Below are 16,977 nucleotides of genomic sequence, written 5' to 3' on the forward strand. Positions count from 1 at the left end.
GGGGGTGGGGGCGGCTCAGATGAACTTCTGGTCGGCGAGGAAGGTCGCGAGCGACTTGCCGCCCTCGCCCTCGTCCTTGACGACCGTGCCCGCGGTCCGCGCCGGACGCGCCGCCACCGACTCCACCGCCGTCCACGAACCCGCCAGACCGACCTCGTCCGCCTCGATGCCCAGGTCGTCCAGGTCCCACGACTGCACCGGCTTCTTCTTCGCCGCCATGATCCCCTTGAACGACGGGTACCGGGCCTCACCCGACTGGTCCGTCACCGAGACCACCGCCGGCAGCGCCGCCTCCACCAGCTCCGTCGCCGCGTCACCGTCCCGACGGCCCTTCACCACGCCGCCCTCGACCGACACCTCCGACAGCAGCGTCACCTGCGGCACACCCAGCCGCTCCGCCAGCAGCGCCGGCAGCACACCCATCGAACCGTCCGTCGACGCCATGCCACCGATCACCAGGTCGAACCCGGCCTTCTCCAGCGCCTTCGCCAGCACCGCCGACGTCCCGACCACATCCGTACCGTGGATGTCGTCGTCGTTCACGTGCACGGCCTTGTCCGCACCCATCGACAGCGCCTTGCGCAACGCGTCCTTCGCGTCGTCCGGCCCCACCGTCAGCACCGTCACCTCGGCGCCCTCGTTCGCCTCCGCGATCCGCAGCGCCTGCTCCACGCCGTACTCGTCCAGCTCCGACAGGAGGCCGTCCACACCCTCCCGGTCGGTGGTGTGGTCGTCCGCGAAACGACGGTCACCCGTCGCGTCCGGGACGTGCTTCACACAGACGACGATCCTCAAGCTCATGAGCGGTTCTCCTGTCACGGGTGCACGGGTGCACTGATCCATGGCCTCAGGCATGCCGAGGGTACTGAGTGCCAAGTCCGGCCCGGGCACGACCCGCGCACCGCAAGCGCCACCTGGACCGGCAGACCGTGTCGACTCCCGTCGACTGGCGTCAGAGGCTCCACGGAGAGAATACGGCACTCAGTACCCCTCGTAAAGGAACTCAGTACCCTTCCCGCTCCCGGGGCCGGACGAACGGGCGCGGAAAGCGGACACAAGGTTTCCGCAAGCACCCGCCAGATCCCCTCATGGATTCCGCCAGGGCGTCCGGGGACCATCGGCCACGGGGCCCGTCGAGGGCCGGACCTGGGATCAAGGAGGGGGAGAAGGATGACCTTGGTACACGGGGAACAGGACACCACGCCACCCCGCGGGAAACGCGGCAGCACGGCCTGGAGCAACAACGGGCCGTGGGAGACGCTGCAGGACCGCAAGGAGGTGCTGGTGGTCGCCCAGACCATGGTGTACGCGAAACGGCTCCACGACTTCTACTCGCTGCTCGCCTCGGACCTGCGGGTCCACGTGCAGTTCACGGTGGCACCGCACGTGTTCAACAGGGGCGCCACGGAGGTCCTCCGGGCACTGGGCGGCACGGTCCTGCCGTGGGAGCAGGCCGTCCGGCAGGAGTTCGACCTGATCCTGGCCGCCGGCTCCCAGGGGATGGAGCAGTTGCACGGCCCGGTCGTCCGGCTGCCTCACGGCGCCGGCAACATCAAACTGTCCCGGCGCAGCACGCCGGACGGCGAGCGGGCGGCCATCGGCCTCGGCCCGGACTACCTGTGCTGGGAGGGGCGGCTCGTCCCCGCCTCCTTCGCGCTCGCCCACGAGGAGGAACTGCTCGAACTCCGGCGCACCTGCCCGGAGGCCGTCCCGATCGCCGAAGTGGTGGGCGACCCCTGCTACGACCGGATCGCCGCCGCGGTGCCGCACCGGGAGCGCTACCGGGCAGCACTGGGACTGCGGCCGGAGGAGAAGCTGGTGCTGGTCTCCTCCACCTGGGGCAACGGCTCGCTCTTCACCCGGCTCGACGCCGTGCTGCCCCGGCTGACCTCCGAGTTGCCCCAGCACGGCTACCGGACCGTCCTGCTGACGCACCCCAACATCGCCGCCGCGCACGGCTCCTACGCCGTGCACTCCTGGGCGAGGGCCACCGCACGCGGGGCCGTCACGGTCATCCCGCCCGAGACGGACTGGCGGCCGCTGCTCGTCGCCGCCGACTTCATCATCGGGGACCACGGCTCGGTCACCCTGTACGGAGCGATGACCGGCGCTCCCGTCCTGCTCGCCGAGTACCCCCACCGCCACGTCAACCCGCGGTCGCCGGCCGCCCAGCTGGCCGCCACCGCTCCGGCACTCGCCCCCGGACACCCCCTCGTCGACCAGCTCGGCTACGCCGCCGAGCAGTACCGCCCGGAGGAGTACGCCGCCATCGCCGCCCGGATCAGTTCCGAGCCCGGCCGCTTCGACCGCAACGCCCGTCGGTTGCTGTACCGCGTCCTCAGGCTGGGCCAGCCCGCCCACGTCCCGGGCCCGGAGCCGCTGCACCTGCCCGACCCGCTGGACGCGATCGCGGCGGCCGGGTCGCGGCGGGACGGATGAGCGCGGCGGTGCACAGGGTGCGGCTGGCGTCGGTCGCGGGGGCGACCAGGCCCACCGGGGTGGAACGGCCCGCTCGGGCGGAGACCGGGGCCGGGCCGATGGACGTCCGACGGACCGCGGTGCTGTTCGAGGCGCAGGTGAGTTCGGCCGTCGGCACCGTGCACGGGCTGCTGGCGGCGGAACTGCCCGCCGGAGCCGGGCCCGCAGCGGCCGGTCCCGGATACGTGGACGAGCACCTCGCGCTCGACCTCACCCGGACTTCGGCGGCACGCTGGCGCCACCAGGCGGACGTGCTGCACGCCGGACGGCTGACGACGGACGGCGTCCTCGCCCGGCTCAGGGCGGTCCTGGCCACCTACCCGGGCTGTGCGCTGGCCACCGCCGAGCACCGCGCCGGAGCACTGCTGCTCCTGGCCCGGGACGGGGCGCCGCTGGTCCTGCAGCCGGCCCTGGCGGCCGGCGAACCTGTCCCGCCGCTGGCCGTCGGCTCGATGGCCCACGCCTGGCTCACGCTCGGCCGCCGGCTGGCCGAACTGGCCCGGGTCGACGTGCTCGGGTGGCATTCCCCCGTGTTCCCGCGGTCCTGTTTCAGGGCCGTGGACCGGCCGGGCGGCCGGGTGTAGCCGGGGGGCCGGATTCCGTGTCGTAGGCGGCGAGGCGGTCGGCCAGTCTGGCCGCCTCCGCCGTCGCGGCGAGTTCCCGGTAGCGGGCCAGCGACTCCTCGAACCGGGCGCGCGCGGCGGCGGGGCGGCCGCGCCGCTCCTCCAGCTCTCCGGCGAACTCCAGCGTCCGGGCCTCCCAATGCCCCGACAGCCGGGCCCGGAAGCCGGCCAGCGCCTCCTGGAGGCAGCGGTCGGCACGGTCGTACCCGCCCAGCGTCGTATGGGCCACCCCGAGGAAGGCGATCGCCCGGGCCGCCTCGTAGTCGTCCCCGACCGAGGCCAACTCGCGGTGCGCCCGCTCGATGGAGGTGACGGCCTCCGCCGCCCGGTCCGCGAGCAACAGCACCTCCCCGTGCGCCAGCCGGGCCAGTGCCGAGCCCCGCAGGTAGTCCTGGGCCTCCCGGATCCGGACCACCTCGCGCAGACAGTCGGCGGCCTCGTCCAGACGCCCGGTCATCCGGTGAGTCTGGCTGAGCCCGTACAGCGCGTCGGCCTGTGCCAGCGGCTGCGCCAACTCCCCTGCGAGGTCGAGTGCTTCATTGAACCAACGAGCCGCCTCGGCCGCCTCGCCGGCGTTCCGCAGACCGTTCCCGCCGGAGGTGAGCATGCGCAGCTCGCCACGGCGGTCGCCGTCCGCCCGGGCCGCACGCAGGCCGATCCGGTGGGCCTCGACCCAGAGCCGGGCCGGACGCAGCCGGAGGAACAACGGCCACATGGCGTCGGCGAGTTGCCAGGTGGCGGCGTTCCGGCCGCAGCCGGGCGCCCAGCGCAGCAGGTCGGCGAGGCGGTCGCGCTCCTCGTCGAGCCAACCGAGCGCCTGCGTGTCGTCGGCGAACTCCCGGGCCGGGTGCACCGGCAGGGTCCGGTACTCGCGCGGCAGCGTGCGGTGGCTCGGGGAGACGACCGCCTCGGCGGCGGTCGTCGAGGCGAGGTACCAGTCGACGATCCTGTCGGTGGCGGCGCGGCCGACCTGGGCGTCGCGAAGTCCGGCGCCGTGCCCTTGGGCGTGCAGCCGGACCAGGTCGTGGAAGCGGAACCGGCCGGGCAGCACCTCCTCCAGCAGGTGGACGTCCATCAGTTCGTCCACTAGCCGGTCCGCCGCCACCCGGTCCACGTCCGCCACCACGGCGGCCGCCTCCACGGTGAACTCGGCGAACGGCAGCAGTCCGAGCAGCCCGTACAACCGGGCCGCATCCGGCTGCAGCACGTCGTAGGAGGCGTCCAGCAGGTCCCGCACCGCCTCGCCGTCCGCGTGCAACGCCCCGAGGCGGTCGGCGCCGCGCCCCAGGATCTCGGCCGTCGCGGCGAGCGACTGCACCGGGCGGGCCGCGATCCGCGCGGCCGCCAGGCAGATCGCCAACGGCAGCCCGCCACAGGCGTCCACCACCTCGGCGGCGGCATCGCTCTCGTCCACCACCCGGCTCCGGCCGACCCGCTCGGCAAGGATCTCGGCGGAGGCCTCCGTGGCGAGCGGGCCCAAGGACCGGAACACCGCGCCGTCGATGCCGAGCCCGGTGAGCCGGCGGCGGCTGGTCACCACGACCACCGTGTGGTCCGAACCGGGCAGCAGCGGCCGCACCTGGGCAGCCGTCGAGGCGTTGTCCAACAGCACCGCGATCCGGCGCCCCGCCGCCAGCGAGCGCCAGAGCGCGGCACCCTCCGCCATGCTCCCGGGCACCGGGGAGACCCCGAAGGCCCGCAGGAAACCGCCCAGGGCCTCGGCGGGGTCGGCGGGGCCTCCGGGTGCGTAACCGCGCAGGTCCGCGTAGAGCTGGCCGTCCGGGAAACGGCCGGCCAGGCCGCGAAGCCACTGCGCGGCCAGCGCCGTCTTCCCGACCCCGGCCGGACCGGTCACCACCACGGTGACGTCGGCCGACGCCGCCTCGGCGGCCAAGGAATCGTCCAGCGCCTCCAGATCGGCTTCCCGCCCCACCAACCTGCGAGGGCAGGGCGGGAGTTGCCGCGGCGTCGGCAACGCCGACGACCCGTGCAGGTGCAACCCGCCGTGGATCGCGCCGGCCTGCACCACCGGGCCGGAGACCGTCGCGGCACCGGCCAGCGAGTTCCGTACCACTCCGTACGGCAGGTTGACGTCGTTCACGGGCACCCGCCGAGCACGGTCGATCCTGTCACTGGCCCCCCAGCCTCGGACGAATTATCGGTGCGGCGCTATCACATGACGTATCGTCAAGTCGAGATTATTCCCAAAAGTACGGCCCCGGAACCCCACAGTGGTATAGCCGGTTGCCCCGGACGCATGCGATGCTCACCCGCGACACAGCAAGCTGGTAGCCAACCGGCGGGGGACGTCACGATGAAGGTTCATCTCCTCGGTTCAGTTGAACTGTCGGTGAACGGAGAGCCATTGGCGATTCCGTCCGACAAGCGACGGCAACTGCTGGCCGCCCTGGCCCTGGAGGTCGGAAGGCCGCTCTCCCACGACTCGCTCGCATACCGACTGTGGGGCGAGGAACCTCCGCCCAGCGCACTGACCAGCCTCTACAGCCACGTCTCCCACCTGCGCGCACTACTGCGGCGGGCGGCGCAGGCCTCGGGGGCGAATGCCACCGGGGACGTGCCCACGATCGACACCCAATCGCACACGTACATTCTGCGGGCGGACCCACTGCTGATTGACTGGCACCGATATCTGGACCTCTCCGACCAAGCCGGACTACTCGCCGAGAACGGACAGGACCACCAGGCCAGAACCGTGCTCAGCCGCGCCACCAACCTGTGGTGCGGCGAACCCCTGGCCGGCCTGCCCGGCACCTGGGCCCAGAACACCCGCGCCGCCATGGCCGACCAGCACTTCACCACCACGCTGCGCCGGATCGAGATCGACCTGCGCATCGGCCACTTCGCCGAACTGATCCCCGAACTCACCGCCCTGCGCGAGCACCGCCCCACCGACGAACGCCTCGCCGGCCACCTGATGACCGCGCTCTACGCCGTCGGCCGACAGACCGACGCGCTGGCCGTCTACCCCGCCGTCGCCCGACTGCTCCGAGCCCACTTCGCCACCGAGCCCGGCGAACCGCTCACCCGCCTCCACCAGCTCATCCTGCACGGCGACCCGCTCCCCGGGCCGCCGGTACGGAACGAGGCCGTACTGACCCCCGCCCCCCAGGCCGTACCGCCCGCCGACGTCCCCGGGCGGCACCGGCTGATCGGCCGGGAGGACGACCTCCGCCGCGTCCTGCCCGGACCCGACACCCGGCTCGCCCGCGGCGGCGTCGTCACCGTCTCGGCGATCCTCGGCATGCCCGGGGTCGGCAAGACCACCCTCGCCCTGCACGCCGCCGACCTGATGCGCGAGCACTTCCCGGACGGCTACGTCTACCTCAACCTGCGCGCCCACGTCGGCAACCAGCCGCCGCTCACCCCGGAGGCCGCAGGCGCCCTGCTGCTCAGACGCCTGGGAGTGCCCGCCAGCACCATTCCGCTCGACGCCGACGAGGTCTTCGCACTGTGCGCCGAGGCGCTGTCCTCGCGCCGCGCCGTCGTCATCCTCGACGACGCCTCGAACGCCGCTCAGGTCCGCCCGCTGCTGCCGCCCGCCCCGTCCGCCCTGGTACTCGTCACCAGCCGCCAGCGGCTGACGGAGCTCCCGGACGCTCGGCCGGTGTTCCTGGACGTGCTGACAGTGGACGACGCCGTGGCCCTGTTCACCAACGTGGTCGGCCCCGAGCGTTCGACGGACACCGAACGCATCATCGACATCGTCGAGCGCTGCGGCCATCTGCCCCTCGCGATCGAACTGGCCGCGAGCCGCTTCAAGGCACGCCCGTCCTGGACCTTGGGCCACCTCGCCCGGCGGCTCTCCCGCAAGCACGGTCGGCTCGCGGAGATCCGCGCCAACTCGGCCAGCATCGCCCAGGTCTTCGAGCTGTCGTACCGCTATCTCTCCGGCAGGCAGCGACTGGCCTTCCGCCTGCTCGCGCTCTATCCGGGACCGGACTTCGGCGTACCTGCGGCTGCGGCCCTGTTCGGCTGGAAGATCGACGAAACGGACGAGATCCTGGAGGCGTTGTTGAACAGCCACCTGATCATCGAGATTTCGCCCGACCGCTATGAACTACACGATCTTCTACGCGAGTTCGCGGAAGTCTTGGGACTGGAAGAGAATCAACGGGAGGCGGCGGCCGAGCGACTTCTCCGCTTCTCCTTGCACGCCGCCGACCGCGCGGACCTCCTGCTCTACCCGCACAGATCGAGAACCAGACTTCCCGACGATCAACAACTCGGCGACATGGCAGACCTGTTGTGCCATATCGATCTGAAGTCACCTGAATCCGCCCGGACTTGGATGGATGCCGAACACGCCGGACTGATAGCCCTGATTGCGCACGCACCCCGGGTCGGACTCGCCGAGCGCGGCGCCTGGCTCACCCACGTCCTGGCCGGCCACCTGGACGCCGAGGCGTACTGGAGCGAGGCCCAGGACCTGCACCGGGCAGCCGTGGCCCACTGGCGGTCGCAGGCGAACGATCGACAGGAAGCCCGGGCCCTGATCGATCTGGGCGCAACGCTCGCCAACGCCTCCCGATACGAGCCCGCGACCGAGGCCCTCGAACGCGGACTCGGCCTCGCCCGGGCGGAGGGCGACCTGGACGCGGCGGCGAACGCCCTCAACCTGCTCGGCCGACTGCACTGGGACCGGACCCGGCTCCACGAAGCCCTGGCGATCCTACAAGAAGTACTGGCCATTCGAGAGGAGCAGAATGACCAGTGGAACATCGCCCGCTGCCTGGTCAACATCGGGATTCTGCACCGGTCACTGGGGGACGAGGCATCAGCACTCACAGTCTACGAAAACGCATTATCGCTGGCCCGGACCTTCGGTGACCGGCTCCTCGAATTCCGGACGCTGAACAACATCGGAGAGGTGCACCTAAGTGCCGGGCGGGATTATTTGGCCCGGGGCATATTCGAACGCATTCTGAATTTCGGCGATGGCATCGTCCCTCAGTTGGAACTGTCCATCGCCCGCACAAATCTCGCCGAGACAATGGAAGTTCCCGAAGAGCTCGATAGCGCACTCGCGCTGTACCGGTCGGCCCTGACGACTTTCCGTGAAACCGGCACCGTCCGCCACGAGGCCGCCGGCCGCAACGGTCTCGGCCAGTGCCTGCTCGCCGCCGGCCGGATCGAGGAGGCACTGGAGCAGCACACGCTCGCCCTTGAGCTGGCGCGTTCCATCGGTGCCGCCCGCGAGGAGGCGGCCGCACTGCGCGGTCTGGGCCACTACGAGACGGCAGCCGGAAACCCGCCTGCCGCCCTCACGCACCTGACAGCGGCCCTCGCCCTAGCCGAGCAGGTCGACATCGAGGACGAGGCCGAGCGAGCTCGATCGGCGATCGCCGAACTCGGATCAGAATAGTCCGATAATCGCACACTACCGAACACAGGTGTGCCTTTCGGATTCCGGTTTGATCATCGCGCAGTCATCTGATTGACTTCATTCACCCGGGGATCCAAAATGATCGAGCAAACCTAGAAAGTACGAACCAAATGAACATGTTCATGCACACCACCCACACGGATTGCCAGTTCCTCGAATCGATCGCGATCTGGTGCTAGCCGCGTAGGACGACGGCCGCCTCTCCCGTGTACACGCGGAACGTCAGCGTCTCCTGAAGGTAGAGCTGAATCGTTTCGGCATCGTGGGAGAGGTAGCCCACGGAGGCGTCCTGGCCGAGGTGGAGTTCGAAGTCGCCGCCTCGGGTGGAGAGCAGGTAGGCGCCTTCGATGGCCGGGGCCCAGATGATCTCGCCGTCGAGGAGGCGGGCGAGGTGGTTGTGGACCGGGTAGCCGTGGTCGCTGGTCTCGTTGACAGCGGTGAAGGCGGCGGCGCCGAGCAGGAGTGAGTAGGGGCCACCGACTCCGGCCAGGCGGAGGGCGGTGAGGGCGCGACTGACGGCCTCCGGGTATTCGCGGACGTCCTCGGGAAGTTGGACCGGCGGGTTGGTGGAGGCGGCACGGATGCCGTCGATGGAGGCCGCGCGGTAGCCCTCGAAGACGGCGCGGTCCTCGGCCAGGGCGAGCTTGCGGCCCGCGTCCTTCACGGGTTGCCAGTCGGAGTCCCGGGAGCCGCGTTCGACGTCGTCCACGGCGTCGCGGCGGACGGTGAAGGGGACGCGTAGCTCGACCACCGGCTGGGCGGTGCGGGCGCGGGCCTGGATGCCGTCCGTCGGGGGGTCGATGGCGGTCAGGTGGCCGGTGCCGACGGCGGCGAGGGTGGCGCCCTCGGGGCCGTTGAGGTCGACGACGCGGCGGCCGGCGATGTGGAGCTTGAAGGTCTGGCGGGCCTCCTCCTCGATCTCCTCCCAGGCGGCGGCGGAGATCGGGGCGAGGTCGCGGTGGAGGTTGTCCATGGGCGGGGTCCTGTTCAAAGGGTCTGTCAGGGGGTCTGCTTGAGGCTGCCGATGCCGAGCGAGCCGTCCCCGGGGCGGGAGGCGGGGGCCGCCGAGGGCGCCGGGGGCGGGGAGTCGAGGAAGTCGGCGGTCGGGACGAAGAACAGCCCGCCGGTGACGGCGGTGGAGAAGTCGAGCAGCCGGTCGGTGGTGCCGGGCGGGTTGCCGACGACCATGTTGCGCAGCATCTGCTCGGTCACCCCGGGGTCGGCCGCGTAGCCGATGAAGTAGGTGCCGGACTCGCCGCCGCGGTCCGCGGAGCCGAAGGTGCCGTACGGCATGTTGAAGCGGACGATCTTCCGCTCCTCGCCGTCCGGGCCGGTGATGACGGTGAGTGCCACGTGCGAGTCGGCGGGTTTGGCGTCGTCGGACAGTTCGATGTCGTCGAGTTTGGTGCGGCCGACCGCCCCCTCCTGCTGCTCGACGCTCAGCGCGTTCCACTTGTCCATGGCGTGCACGTACCGCTGGACGAGGACGTAGCTGCCGCCGGTGAACCCCGGGTCCTCGGCGCCGACCAGGGCCGCGCGTTCGGCGGCCCGGCCCTCCGGGTTCTCGGTGCCGTCGACGAAGCCGAGCAGGTCGCGGTCCTCGAAGTACTTGAAGCCCTGGACGGAGTCGACGACGGTGGCGGCCCCGGCGAGCCGGCCGGTGAGCTGCGCGGCCAGTTCGAAGCAGAGGTCCATCCGCTCGGCCCGCAGGTGCAGCAGCAGGTCGCCGGGGGTGGCCGGGGCACGGTGGCGGGGGCCGGCGACCTCCTGGAAGGGGTGCAGGGAGGCCGGGCGGGGGCCGGTGAAGAGGCGGTCCCAGAGCTCGGAGCCGATGCCGGTGACGCAGGTGAGGCCGCCGTCGGGGGCCCGGAAGCCGACCGCGCGGCGCAGTCCGGCGAGTTCGGGCAGCAGGTCGCGGACGGCGGCCTCCCGGCCGGGTTCGACGGTGAGGACCAGGAAGACGGCCGCGCTGGTCAGCGGGGAGAGGACGGCTTGCGATTCGGCCTGCATGGTGGTGGTTCTCCTCGTCGTCGTGGCTTTTCTCAGGACGCCCGGGAGGCGTCCCACTCGGCGCGGTAGTCCGCGAAGATCTGCTTGAGGTGGTGCCCGATCTTCAGGTAGTCGAGGTCGTCGAGGTTCGCCAGCGAGACCCGGACGGACCATTCGGGCCCGTCGAAGCCGCCGCCGTTGAGCAGCACCACGCCGGTCTGCTCGGCGAGCCGGAACAGCGGTTCGGTGGGCTCGTAGTTCTTCTCCAGGAAGGTCGCGAAGTCCTTGCCCGCGACCCGTTCGGCCTCGGCCAGCAGGTCGAGCTCGACGTAGTAGCCGGCCCGCCCGGGGTCGTCCGCGATCTTCATTCCGGAGCCCTCCATCAGCAGGCCGAGCCGCCGGCGGACGATGCCCTGCACCCGCGCCTTGTACGCCTTGCCCTCGGGCAGCAGCGCGAACAGCGAGAAGAGCACCATCTGGGCTTGCTGCGGCAGGCTGAGCCCGGCGGTGTGGTTGAGCGCGACCTGCCGGGAGTCGGCGACCAGCCGGTCGATGAAGCGGAGCTTCCCGGGTTCCAGGCTCAGCGTGCCGTACCGGCGCGCGAGGCGCTCCTTCCACTCCGCGGGGAGGGCGGCGATCAGGTCGTCGATCACGTTGTCCCGGTCCAGGCCGATCACCCCGAGGCGGTGGCCGGTGGCGCCGTAGTGCTTGGAGTACGAGTAGACGAGCAGGGTGTTGCGGGGCAGTTCGGCGGCCAGGGTGCGGAAGCCGTCCACGAAGGTGCCGTACACGTCGTCGGTGACGATCATCAGGTCGGGGTTGGTGGTGGCCACGATCTGCTTGATCTGGTCGGTGACCTGCCGGGACAGCGCCAGGGAGGGCGGGTTGCTCGGGTTGACCAGGCAGACCAGCCTGATCCCGGGGTCGGCCAGCTTGGCGACCTCGTCCGCCGGGTAGCGCCACTCCCGCACCCCGGTCTCGACCAGCTTGTCGGCCTGGATCCGGACCACCTCGAAGCCGTAGGTGTCCAGTTCGGGGATCTCGATGTACGGGGTGAACACCGGCACCATCAGGGCGATCCGGTCGCCCTTGTGCAGCAGGCCGTTCTTCGTCAGCGAGTCGAAGACGTAGCACATCGCGGCGGTGCCGCCCTCGGTGGCGAACAGCTCGGGCTGCTGCGGCGACGGGGGCCGCCGGTCCATCAGCTCCTCCTGGAGGTAGCCGCGGACGATCCGCTCGGCGTGCACCAGCATCCGGTCGGGGACGGGGTAGTTGTCGCCGATGCTCGCGTCGGCGAGCTCGTGGAGGAAGGCCTCGCGCTCGAACCCGAAGCGGTCGACGGCGAGTTCGACGCTGCGCCGGAGCAGCTCGATGCCGGGAAGCCCGGGGTGGCCGCGGACGAAGGCGTCGAAGCGGCCGGCGATGCCGGACCGTTCCGGCATGCCGCCGAGGTCGTCGGCGGTCCAGACCCGGCGGCTCTCCGCCAGCGCGAAGTGGCCGAGCGCGAGGCAGGCCTCGCGGGGGCCGGTGCAGACCCAGTTCGGGTTGCCGCGACCGGCGTTGAGCATGTGGGCGGTGGACTTGCCCTTCTGCCCGGGCTCGTCGCGCTGGTAGGCCTCGGCGAGCCGGACGAACTCGGCCTTGAGCTCGAAGGGGCTGAGCCGGGCCAGTCGGCGGATCTCCTCGCGGCCGGTCGTGGGCTTCGTCATGGCGTTCTCGACTCTCCTCGGGAGGACGGGCGTTCGGCCCGGCAGGGCGACGGCGGCGGCGCCCCGGACGGCTCTCCTCGCCGCACGGCGGCGGCGCCGGCGCTCGACGCGATGATGTGACGGTCCGTCATGTCAGCTCCCCAGCATGCCGACCAGGATCGGTCCGGTGAGCGGGAGCAGGAAGTTGGAGATGGTGTAGGTGATCGTGTAGCCCAGCATCGGGATGCTGCTCTGCGCGACGTTGGTGACGGCGGTGATCGCCGGGGTGCTGCACTGCTGGCCGGCGATGGCGCCGACCAGGATCGGCGGCTCGATCCTCAGCAGCTTGCGGCCGACGAACAGCGAGAGCACGGCCGGGACGGTGACCATGAGGATGCCGGACAGCGGCAGCAGCACCGGGTGGTCCTTGAGCAGCGCCGCCGCGTCCGGGCCCGCGGCCAGGCCGGTGACCGCGATGAAGACGGAGAGCCCGAGGTCCTTGGCGGTCTGCGCGGCGACCGGCGGATAGGCCCCGAAGGTGGGCCGCTGGGCCCGGAGCCAGCCGAAGACCAGACCGGAGACCAGGCAGCCGCCGCCGGTGCCGAGCGAGAGCGCGGCGTTCCCGGCGTGCACGGTGACCAGGCCGATCAGCACGCCGACGCAGATGCCGAGGCTGATGTAGATGTAGTCGATGGCGTCCTTGCGGATGCCGACGCCGGCCTTGGCGGCGAACCGGTCGACGGCCGAACGGGCGCCGGTGACGGTCACGGTGTCGCCGCGGTGCAGCTCGGTGTCGGCGATCGCGGGCAGGTGCTGGTCGACCCGCTGGATGTCGGTCAGGTAGATCCCGGAGGTCGTGGACGGCTGCTCCTCGGCCAGCTCCCCCGCCGTCCGGCCGACGAAGTCCCGGTTGGTGAGGACGATGTCGCGGACCACCAGCGGGCTGTCCAGGCCGGGTACGCCGGAGGTCTCCGGGCCCAGTTCGTGGCCGGTGTCGATGACCGCCTCGCGGCGGCCGACCAGCAGCACGAGGTCGCCGCGGCGCAGCCGGAAGTCCCGGTCGGGGTGGAGGGTGCGGCCGTCCCGCCGGACGCCCTCGACGGTGACCAGGCCGGGCTGGACCTCCTCGACCCGGGCGATGGCCGAGCCCTCGCCCTGGGAGACCAGGTAGGTACGGCCGACCAGCGGGGGCAGTGCGGGCTGCTCGTCGGCGGCCGGCGCGCCCTTGCCGCCGCGCAGCCCCTCCCACAGTTCCCGGGAGGCTTCGGGCAGCTTGATCCGCATGACCAGCGGGAAGATCTGGCTGGTCAGCAGCACGATGGAGACCAGGCCGAAGAGGTAGCAGACCGAGTAGGCGGCGGCCACGTGGTTCTGCAGCTGGGCGGACTGGTCGGCGCTGATGCCGGAGAGGTTGGCGATCGCCTCTTGGGCGGTGCCGACCACGGCCGACTCGGTGGCCGCCCCGGCCAGGATGCCGGCCGCGGTGCCGACGTCCAGGTCGAAGGCCTTGCCGATGCCGTAGGCCATTCCGACGACCAGCACCGCCTCCATGACGCAGAGCACCGCGAAGCGCAGGCCCTTGGCGTTGAGGTTGGCGAAGAACTGGGGGCCCGCGATGTAGCCGAGCGAGAAGATGAACAGGGCGAAGGCGACGTTCTTGACGTCGGCGTTGACGCTGACGTGCCGGCTGCCGATCAGCATGGCGACGATCAACGTGCCGCAGATTCCGCCGAGTTGGATCGGCCCGACGCGCAGTTTGCCGAGCAGGTAGCCGAGCGCCAGGCAGACGAACAGCGCGAGGACGGGGTTCTCCCGCAGCAGGCTCACGGCAGCCGCCCCCGCCGCGGTGCGGGGACGCCGAACGGGGGACGGACCAGCACTAATCTGATCATGGGAATGATTACACCGCAAAGCGGACAATCCGGCACGGCCGACGCGCATCCGAACGGCATCGGCGGACGACCCCGCCGGACGGGCTCACCGGACGGGCCCGCCGAGCGGACGCGCCGAACGGCCCCGCCGGGAGGCTGTCCCGACGGGGCCGTTCGACCGGGGGCCGAGGCCGGCTCAGACCCGCAGGGCCGCCAGCTGCTCGGCGAACGGCACCACCTGGTCGGGCAGCGCCGGCGCCGCCGGGGCCCGCCCGGCCAGCAGGGCCGCCAGCTCGCCCGCCGCCCGGTCGATCCGGCGCGGCAGGCCGTCGGTGAGCCCGTCCCCCGCCGCGCCCCAGTCGTCGGTGGCCGCGTAGACGGCCGTCGGCAGCACCACCGCGCGCAGGTAGCTGAACAGCGGGCGGACGGCGTGCTCCAGGGCGAGCGAGTGCCGGGGCGTGCCGCCGGTGGCGGCGATCAGCACCGGCTTGCCGGTGAGCGCGTCGTTGTCGACCACGTCGAAGAAGGACTTGAACAGGCCGCTGTACGAGGCCGTGAAGATCGGCGTCACCGCGATCAGGGCGTCCGCCTCCGTGACCGCCTCGATCGCCGCGCGCAGCCCGGCGCCGGGGAAGCCGGTGACGAGGTTGTTGGCGATCTCCACCGCCAGGTCCCGCAGTTCGACCACGGTGACCTCCGCCTCCCGCCCCTCCAGGGCGAGTCGGCGCACCGTCGAGTCGGCGAGCCGGTCGGCCAGCAGCCGCGTCGAGGACGGCTTGCTCAGCCCGGCACTCACCACCACCAGCTTGAACGCGGTCACTTGGCCACCTCCACGGTGTTCTCGTCCTTCTCGTCCTTGGCCGCGACCAGCGCGGCGTGGGTCGGCCCGTCCGGCACCCCGGCCGGGCGGCCCTTGGCGAACTCCTCGCGCAGCACCGGCACGACCTCCTCGCCGAGCAGGTCCAGCTGCTCCAGCACCGTCTTCAGCGGCAGGCCGGCGTGGTCCATCAGGAACAGCTGGCGCTGGTAGTCGCCGAAGGACTCGCGGAAGGTCAGGGTCTTCTCGATGACCTCCTGCGGGCTGCCCACGGTCAGCGGGGTCTGCTCGGTGAACTCCTCCAGCGAGGGCCCGTGCCCGTACACCGGCGCGTTGTCGAAGTACGGACGGAACTCGCGCACCGCGTCCTGGGAGTTCTTCCGCATGAACGCCTGTCCGCCGAGGCCGACGACCGCCTGCTCGGGCGTGCCGTGGCCGTAGTGGGCGAAGCGCTCGCGGTAGAGGTTGATCAGCTTCTTGAAGTGCTCCTTGGGCCAGAAGATGTTGTTCGCGAAGAAGCCGTCACCGTAGTAGGCGGCCTGCTCGGCGATCTCGGGGCTGCGGATCGAGCCGTGCCAGACGAACGGCGGGACGTCGTCCAGCGGGCGCGGGGTGGAGGTGAAGCCCTGGAGCGGGGTGCGGAAGCGGCCCTGCCAGTCGACGACCTCCTCGCGCCACAGCTGGTGCAGCAGCGCGTAGTTCTCGATCGCGAGCGGGATGCCCTGGCGGATGTCCTGGCCGAACCACGGGTAGACCGGGCCGGTGTTGCCGCGGCCCATCATGACGTCCACCCGGCCCTCGGCCAGGTGCTGGAGCATCGCGAAGTCCTCGGCGATCTTCACCGGGTCGTTGGTGGTGATCAGCGTGGTCGACGTGGAGAGGATGATGCGGTCGGTCTGCGCGGCGATGTAGCCGAGCATGGTCGTCGGCGAGGACGGGACGAACGGCGGGTTGTGGTGCTCGCCGGTCGCGAAGACGTCCAGGCCGACCTCCTCGGCCTTGCGGGCGATGGCGACCATCGCCTTGATCCGCTCGTGCTCGGTCGGGGTGCGGCCGGTGGTCGGGTCGGTCGTCACGTCGCCGACGGAGAAGATTCCGAACTGCATGCTGATCACCACATCCCAGGTAGTCCAACTTTCAACCACCTTAGCATCCGGGTGGGTCCCGTTATTCCCCCTCCCCCGCTCCCCCTCGTCGTCCCCCCTCCCCAGCGACGACAATGGAAGGCGCGGGCGGCCAGGGAAGGCTCCGGAAGGGCGGCGGACGATGGGTCCGTACATCGCGGTGAGCGCGCTGAGCCACGAGGGCCTGGTGCGGGAGCACAACGAGGACAGCCTCACGGTCGGGCCGTGGACGCTCTGCGCCACCGTGACCACCAACCCGCAGACCCTGCTCTTCCCGCTCGGCCCGCCCTGCGTGATCGCGGTCGCCGACGGCCTGGGCGGCCACCCCGGCGGCGAGGTGGCCAGTGCCCTGGTCGCCCGCCGGCTCGCCGCCGACGGGGGCGCGCTGGACGGCGAGGAGGCCGTCCGCGAGGAGCTCCTGGCCTGCAACCGGGCCGTCTACGCGGCCGCCGCCGAGGAGCCGGAGCTCGCCGCGATGGGCACCACCGTCGCCGGGCTGGTACTGCTGCCCGAGTGGGCGCTGGCCTTCAACGTCGGCGACAGCCGGGTCTACCGGATCACCGGGGACGGGCTGCGCCGGGTGAGCGTGGACGACAGCCCGCCGCTGCCGCCCGGACGGCGCACCACCTCGGTGGTCACCCAGACCCTGGGCGGCTCGCTCGGGCTCACCTTCGTCGAGCCGCACGTCCGGGCCGTGCCGCTGACCGCCGGGGACCGGTACCTGGTGTGCAGCGACGGCCTGACCGACCCGGTGCCCGAGGAGGAGCTGGCCGGGCTGCTGGAGCGGTCGTTCGAGGGGGCGGACCGCTCGGACGGCAGGGCGGCGTTCGAGCTGTGGAAGGCGGCGATCGAGGCCGGCGGGCCGGACAACATCACCCTGGCGCTGGTGCGGGTCGGCGCGTAGGGCGCCCGTACGGAACGGACCCGCCCCGGGCGGGGCGCCGTAGCGCTCCGCCCGGGGCGGTCACCTGTCCGTTCGCCGT

12 protein-coding genes are annotated in these 16,977 nt (G+C 71.6%); 4 read left to right on the plus strand and 8 right to left on the minus strand.

Features of this window, described 5'->3' with window-relative positions; all coding sequences use genetic code 11:
* Positions 1-15: 15 nt before the first annotated feature.
* Positions 16-801, minus strand: a complete 786-nt coding sequence (locus ACFY4B_RS03620) for an electron transfer flavoprotein subunit beta/FixA family protein (protein ID WP_380739819.1) — start codon at positions 799-801, stop codon at positions 16-18.
* Positions 802-1,170: 369 nt separating this feature from the next.
* Here ACFY4B_RS03620 and ACFY4B_RS03625 point away from each other — a divergent pair, with 369 nt between their 5' ends.
* Entirely contained in the window at positions 1,171-2,439 is a 1,269-nt protein-coding gene (locus ACFY4B_RS03625; protein WP_241852862.1) for a hypothetical protein, read from the plus strand.
* 8 nt (positions 2,440-2,447) lie between these two features.
* Positions 2,448-3,062, plus strand: coding sequence for a hypothetical protein (locus tag ACFY4B_RS03630; protein ID WP_387966346.1), 615 nt, complete (start codon positions 2,448-2,450; stop codon positions 3,060-3,062).
* Here ACFY4B_RS03630 and ACFY4B_RS03635 read toward each other — a convergent pair.
* Complete coding sequence (locus ACFY4B_RS03635; protein WP_387966347.1) at positions 3,028-5,202, minus strand: ATP-binding protein; 2,175 nt, start codon at positions 5,200-5,202, stop codon at positions 3,028-3,030. The two genes, ACFY4B_RS03630 and ACFY4B_RS03635, sit on opposite strands and share 35 nt — an antisense overlap.
* Positions 5,203-5,415: 213 nt before the next feature.
* Between ACFY4B_RS03635 and ACFY4B_RS03640 the strand changes: the two genes are divergently transcribed.
* Positions 5,416-8,484 (plus strand): tetratricopeptide repeat protein, encoded by a 3,069-nt coding sequence (locus ACFY4B_RS03640; protein WP_387966348.1) that lies wholly within the window; start codon positions 5,416-5,418, stop codon positions 8,482-8,484.
* Positions 8,485-8,680: 196 nt separating this feature from the next.
* Here the strand turns inward: ACFY4B_RS03640 and ACFY4B_RS03645 are convergent, their stop codons facing one another.
* From ACFY4B_RS03645 to ACFY4B_RS03670, 6 genes are all read right to left on the minus strand, one after another.
* Positions 8,681-9,478 carry a family 1 encapsulin nanocompartment shell protein gene (locus tag ACFY4B_RS03645; protein WP_387966349.1) on the minus strand — a complete coding sequence of 266 codons (798 nt, stop codon included), beginning with the start codon at positions 9,476-9,478 and terminating at the stop codon, positions 8,681-8,683.
* 26 nt (positions 9,479-9,504) lie between these two features.
* On the minus strand, positions 9,505-10,515 hold the full coding sequence (locus ACFY4B_RS03650) for a Dyp-type peroxidase (RefSeq protein ID WP_387966350.1): 1,011 nt from the start codon (positions 10,513-10,515) through the stop codon (positions 9,505-9,507).
* Positions 10,516-10,547: 32 nt separating this feature from the next.
* Positions 10,548-12,203, minus strand: a complete 1,656-nt coding sequence (locus ACFY4B_RS03655) for a bifunctional aspartate transaminase/aspartate 4-decarboxylase (protein ID WP_387966351.1) — start codon at positions 12,201-12,203, stop codon at positions 10,548-10,550.
* A gap of 132 nt (positions 12,204-12,335) precedes the next feature.
* The gene (gene aspT / locus ACFY4B_RS03660; protein WP_387966352.1) at positions 12,336-14,009 is read right to left on the minus strand and encodes an aspartate-alanine antiporter; all 1,674 of its coding nucleotides are present in this window, start codon (positions 14,007-14,009) and stop codon (positions 12,336-12,338) included.
* Between the two features lie 240 nt (positions 14,010-14,249).
* Positions 14,250-14,873, minus strand: a complete 624-nt coding sequence (locus tag ACFY4B_RS03665) for an FMN reductase (RefSeq protein ID WP_074002300.1) — start codon at positions 14,871-14,873, stop codon at positions 14,250-14,252.
* The gene (locus tag ACFY4B_RS03670; RefSeq protein WP_074002597.1) at positions 14,870-15,976 is read right to left on the minus strand and encodes an LLM class flavin-dependent oxidoreductase; all 1,107 of its coding nucleotides are present in this window, start codon (positions 15,974-15,976) and stop codon (positions 14,870-14,872) included. Before ACFY4B_RS03670 ends, ACFY4B_RS03665 begins: the two co-directional genes overlap by 4 nt.
* A gap of 160 nt (positions 15,977-16,136) precedes the next feature.
* On the opposite strand from ACFY4B_RS03670, the gene ACFY4B_RS03675 reads away from it, so the two are divergent.
* Complete coding sequence (locus tag ACFY4B_RS03675; protein ID WP_049651491.1) at positions 16,137-16,898, plus strand: PP2C family serine/threonine-protein phosphatase; 762 nt, start codon at positions 16,137-16,139, stop codon at positions 16,896-16,898.
* The last annotated feature ends 79 nt before the right edge of the window (positions 16,899-16,977 follow it).

Origin of the sequence: Kitasatospora sp. NPDC001261 (assembly GCF_042896795.1) — a bacterium.
Lineage (GTDB): Bacteria > Actinomycetota > Actinomycetes > Streptomycetales > Streptomycetaceae > Kitasatospora.

What these genes read in the sequence shown, in the direction of transcription:
- ACFY4B_RS03620 (WP_380739819.1), bottom strand. Translation starts at nt 801, where the DNA reads ATGAGCTTGAGGATCGTCGTCTGTGTGAAGCACGTCCCGGACGCGACG.
- ACFY4B_RS03625 (WP_241852862.1), top strand. Translation starts at nt 1,171, where the DNA reads ATGACCTTGGTACACGGGGAACAGGACACCACGCCACCCCGCGGGAAA.
- ACFY4B_RS03640 (WP_387966348.1), top strand. Translation starts at nt 5,416, where the DNA reads ATGAAGGTTCATCTCCTCGGTTCAGTTGAACTGTCGGTGAACGGAGAG.
- ACFY4B_RS03645 (WP_387966349.1), bottom strand. Translation starts at nt 9,478, where the DNA reads ATGGACAACCTCCACCGCGACCTCGCCCCGATCTCCGCCGCCGCCTGG.
- ACFY4B_RS03650 (WP_387966350.1), bottom strand. Translation starts at nt 10,515, where the DNA reads ATGCAGGCCGAATCGCAAGCCGTCCTCTCCCCGCTGACCAGCGCGGCC.
- ACFY4B_RS03655 (WP_387966351.1), bottom strand. Translation starts at nt 12,203, where the DNA reads ATGACGAAGCCCACGACCGGCCGCGAGGAGATCCGCCGACTGGCCCGG.
- ACFY4B_RS03670 (WP_074002597.1), bottom strand. Translation starts at nt 15,976, where the DNA reads ATGCAGTTCGGAATCTTCTCCGTCGGCGACGTGACGACCGACCCGACC.
- ACFY4B_RS03675 (WP_049651491.1), top strand. Translation starts at nt 16,137, where the DNA reads ATGGGTCCGTACATCGCGGTGAGCGCGCTGAGCCACGAGGGCCTGGTG.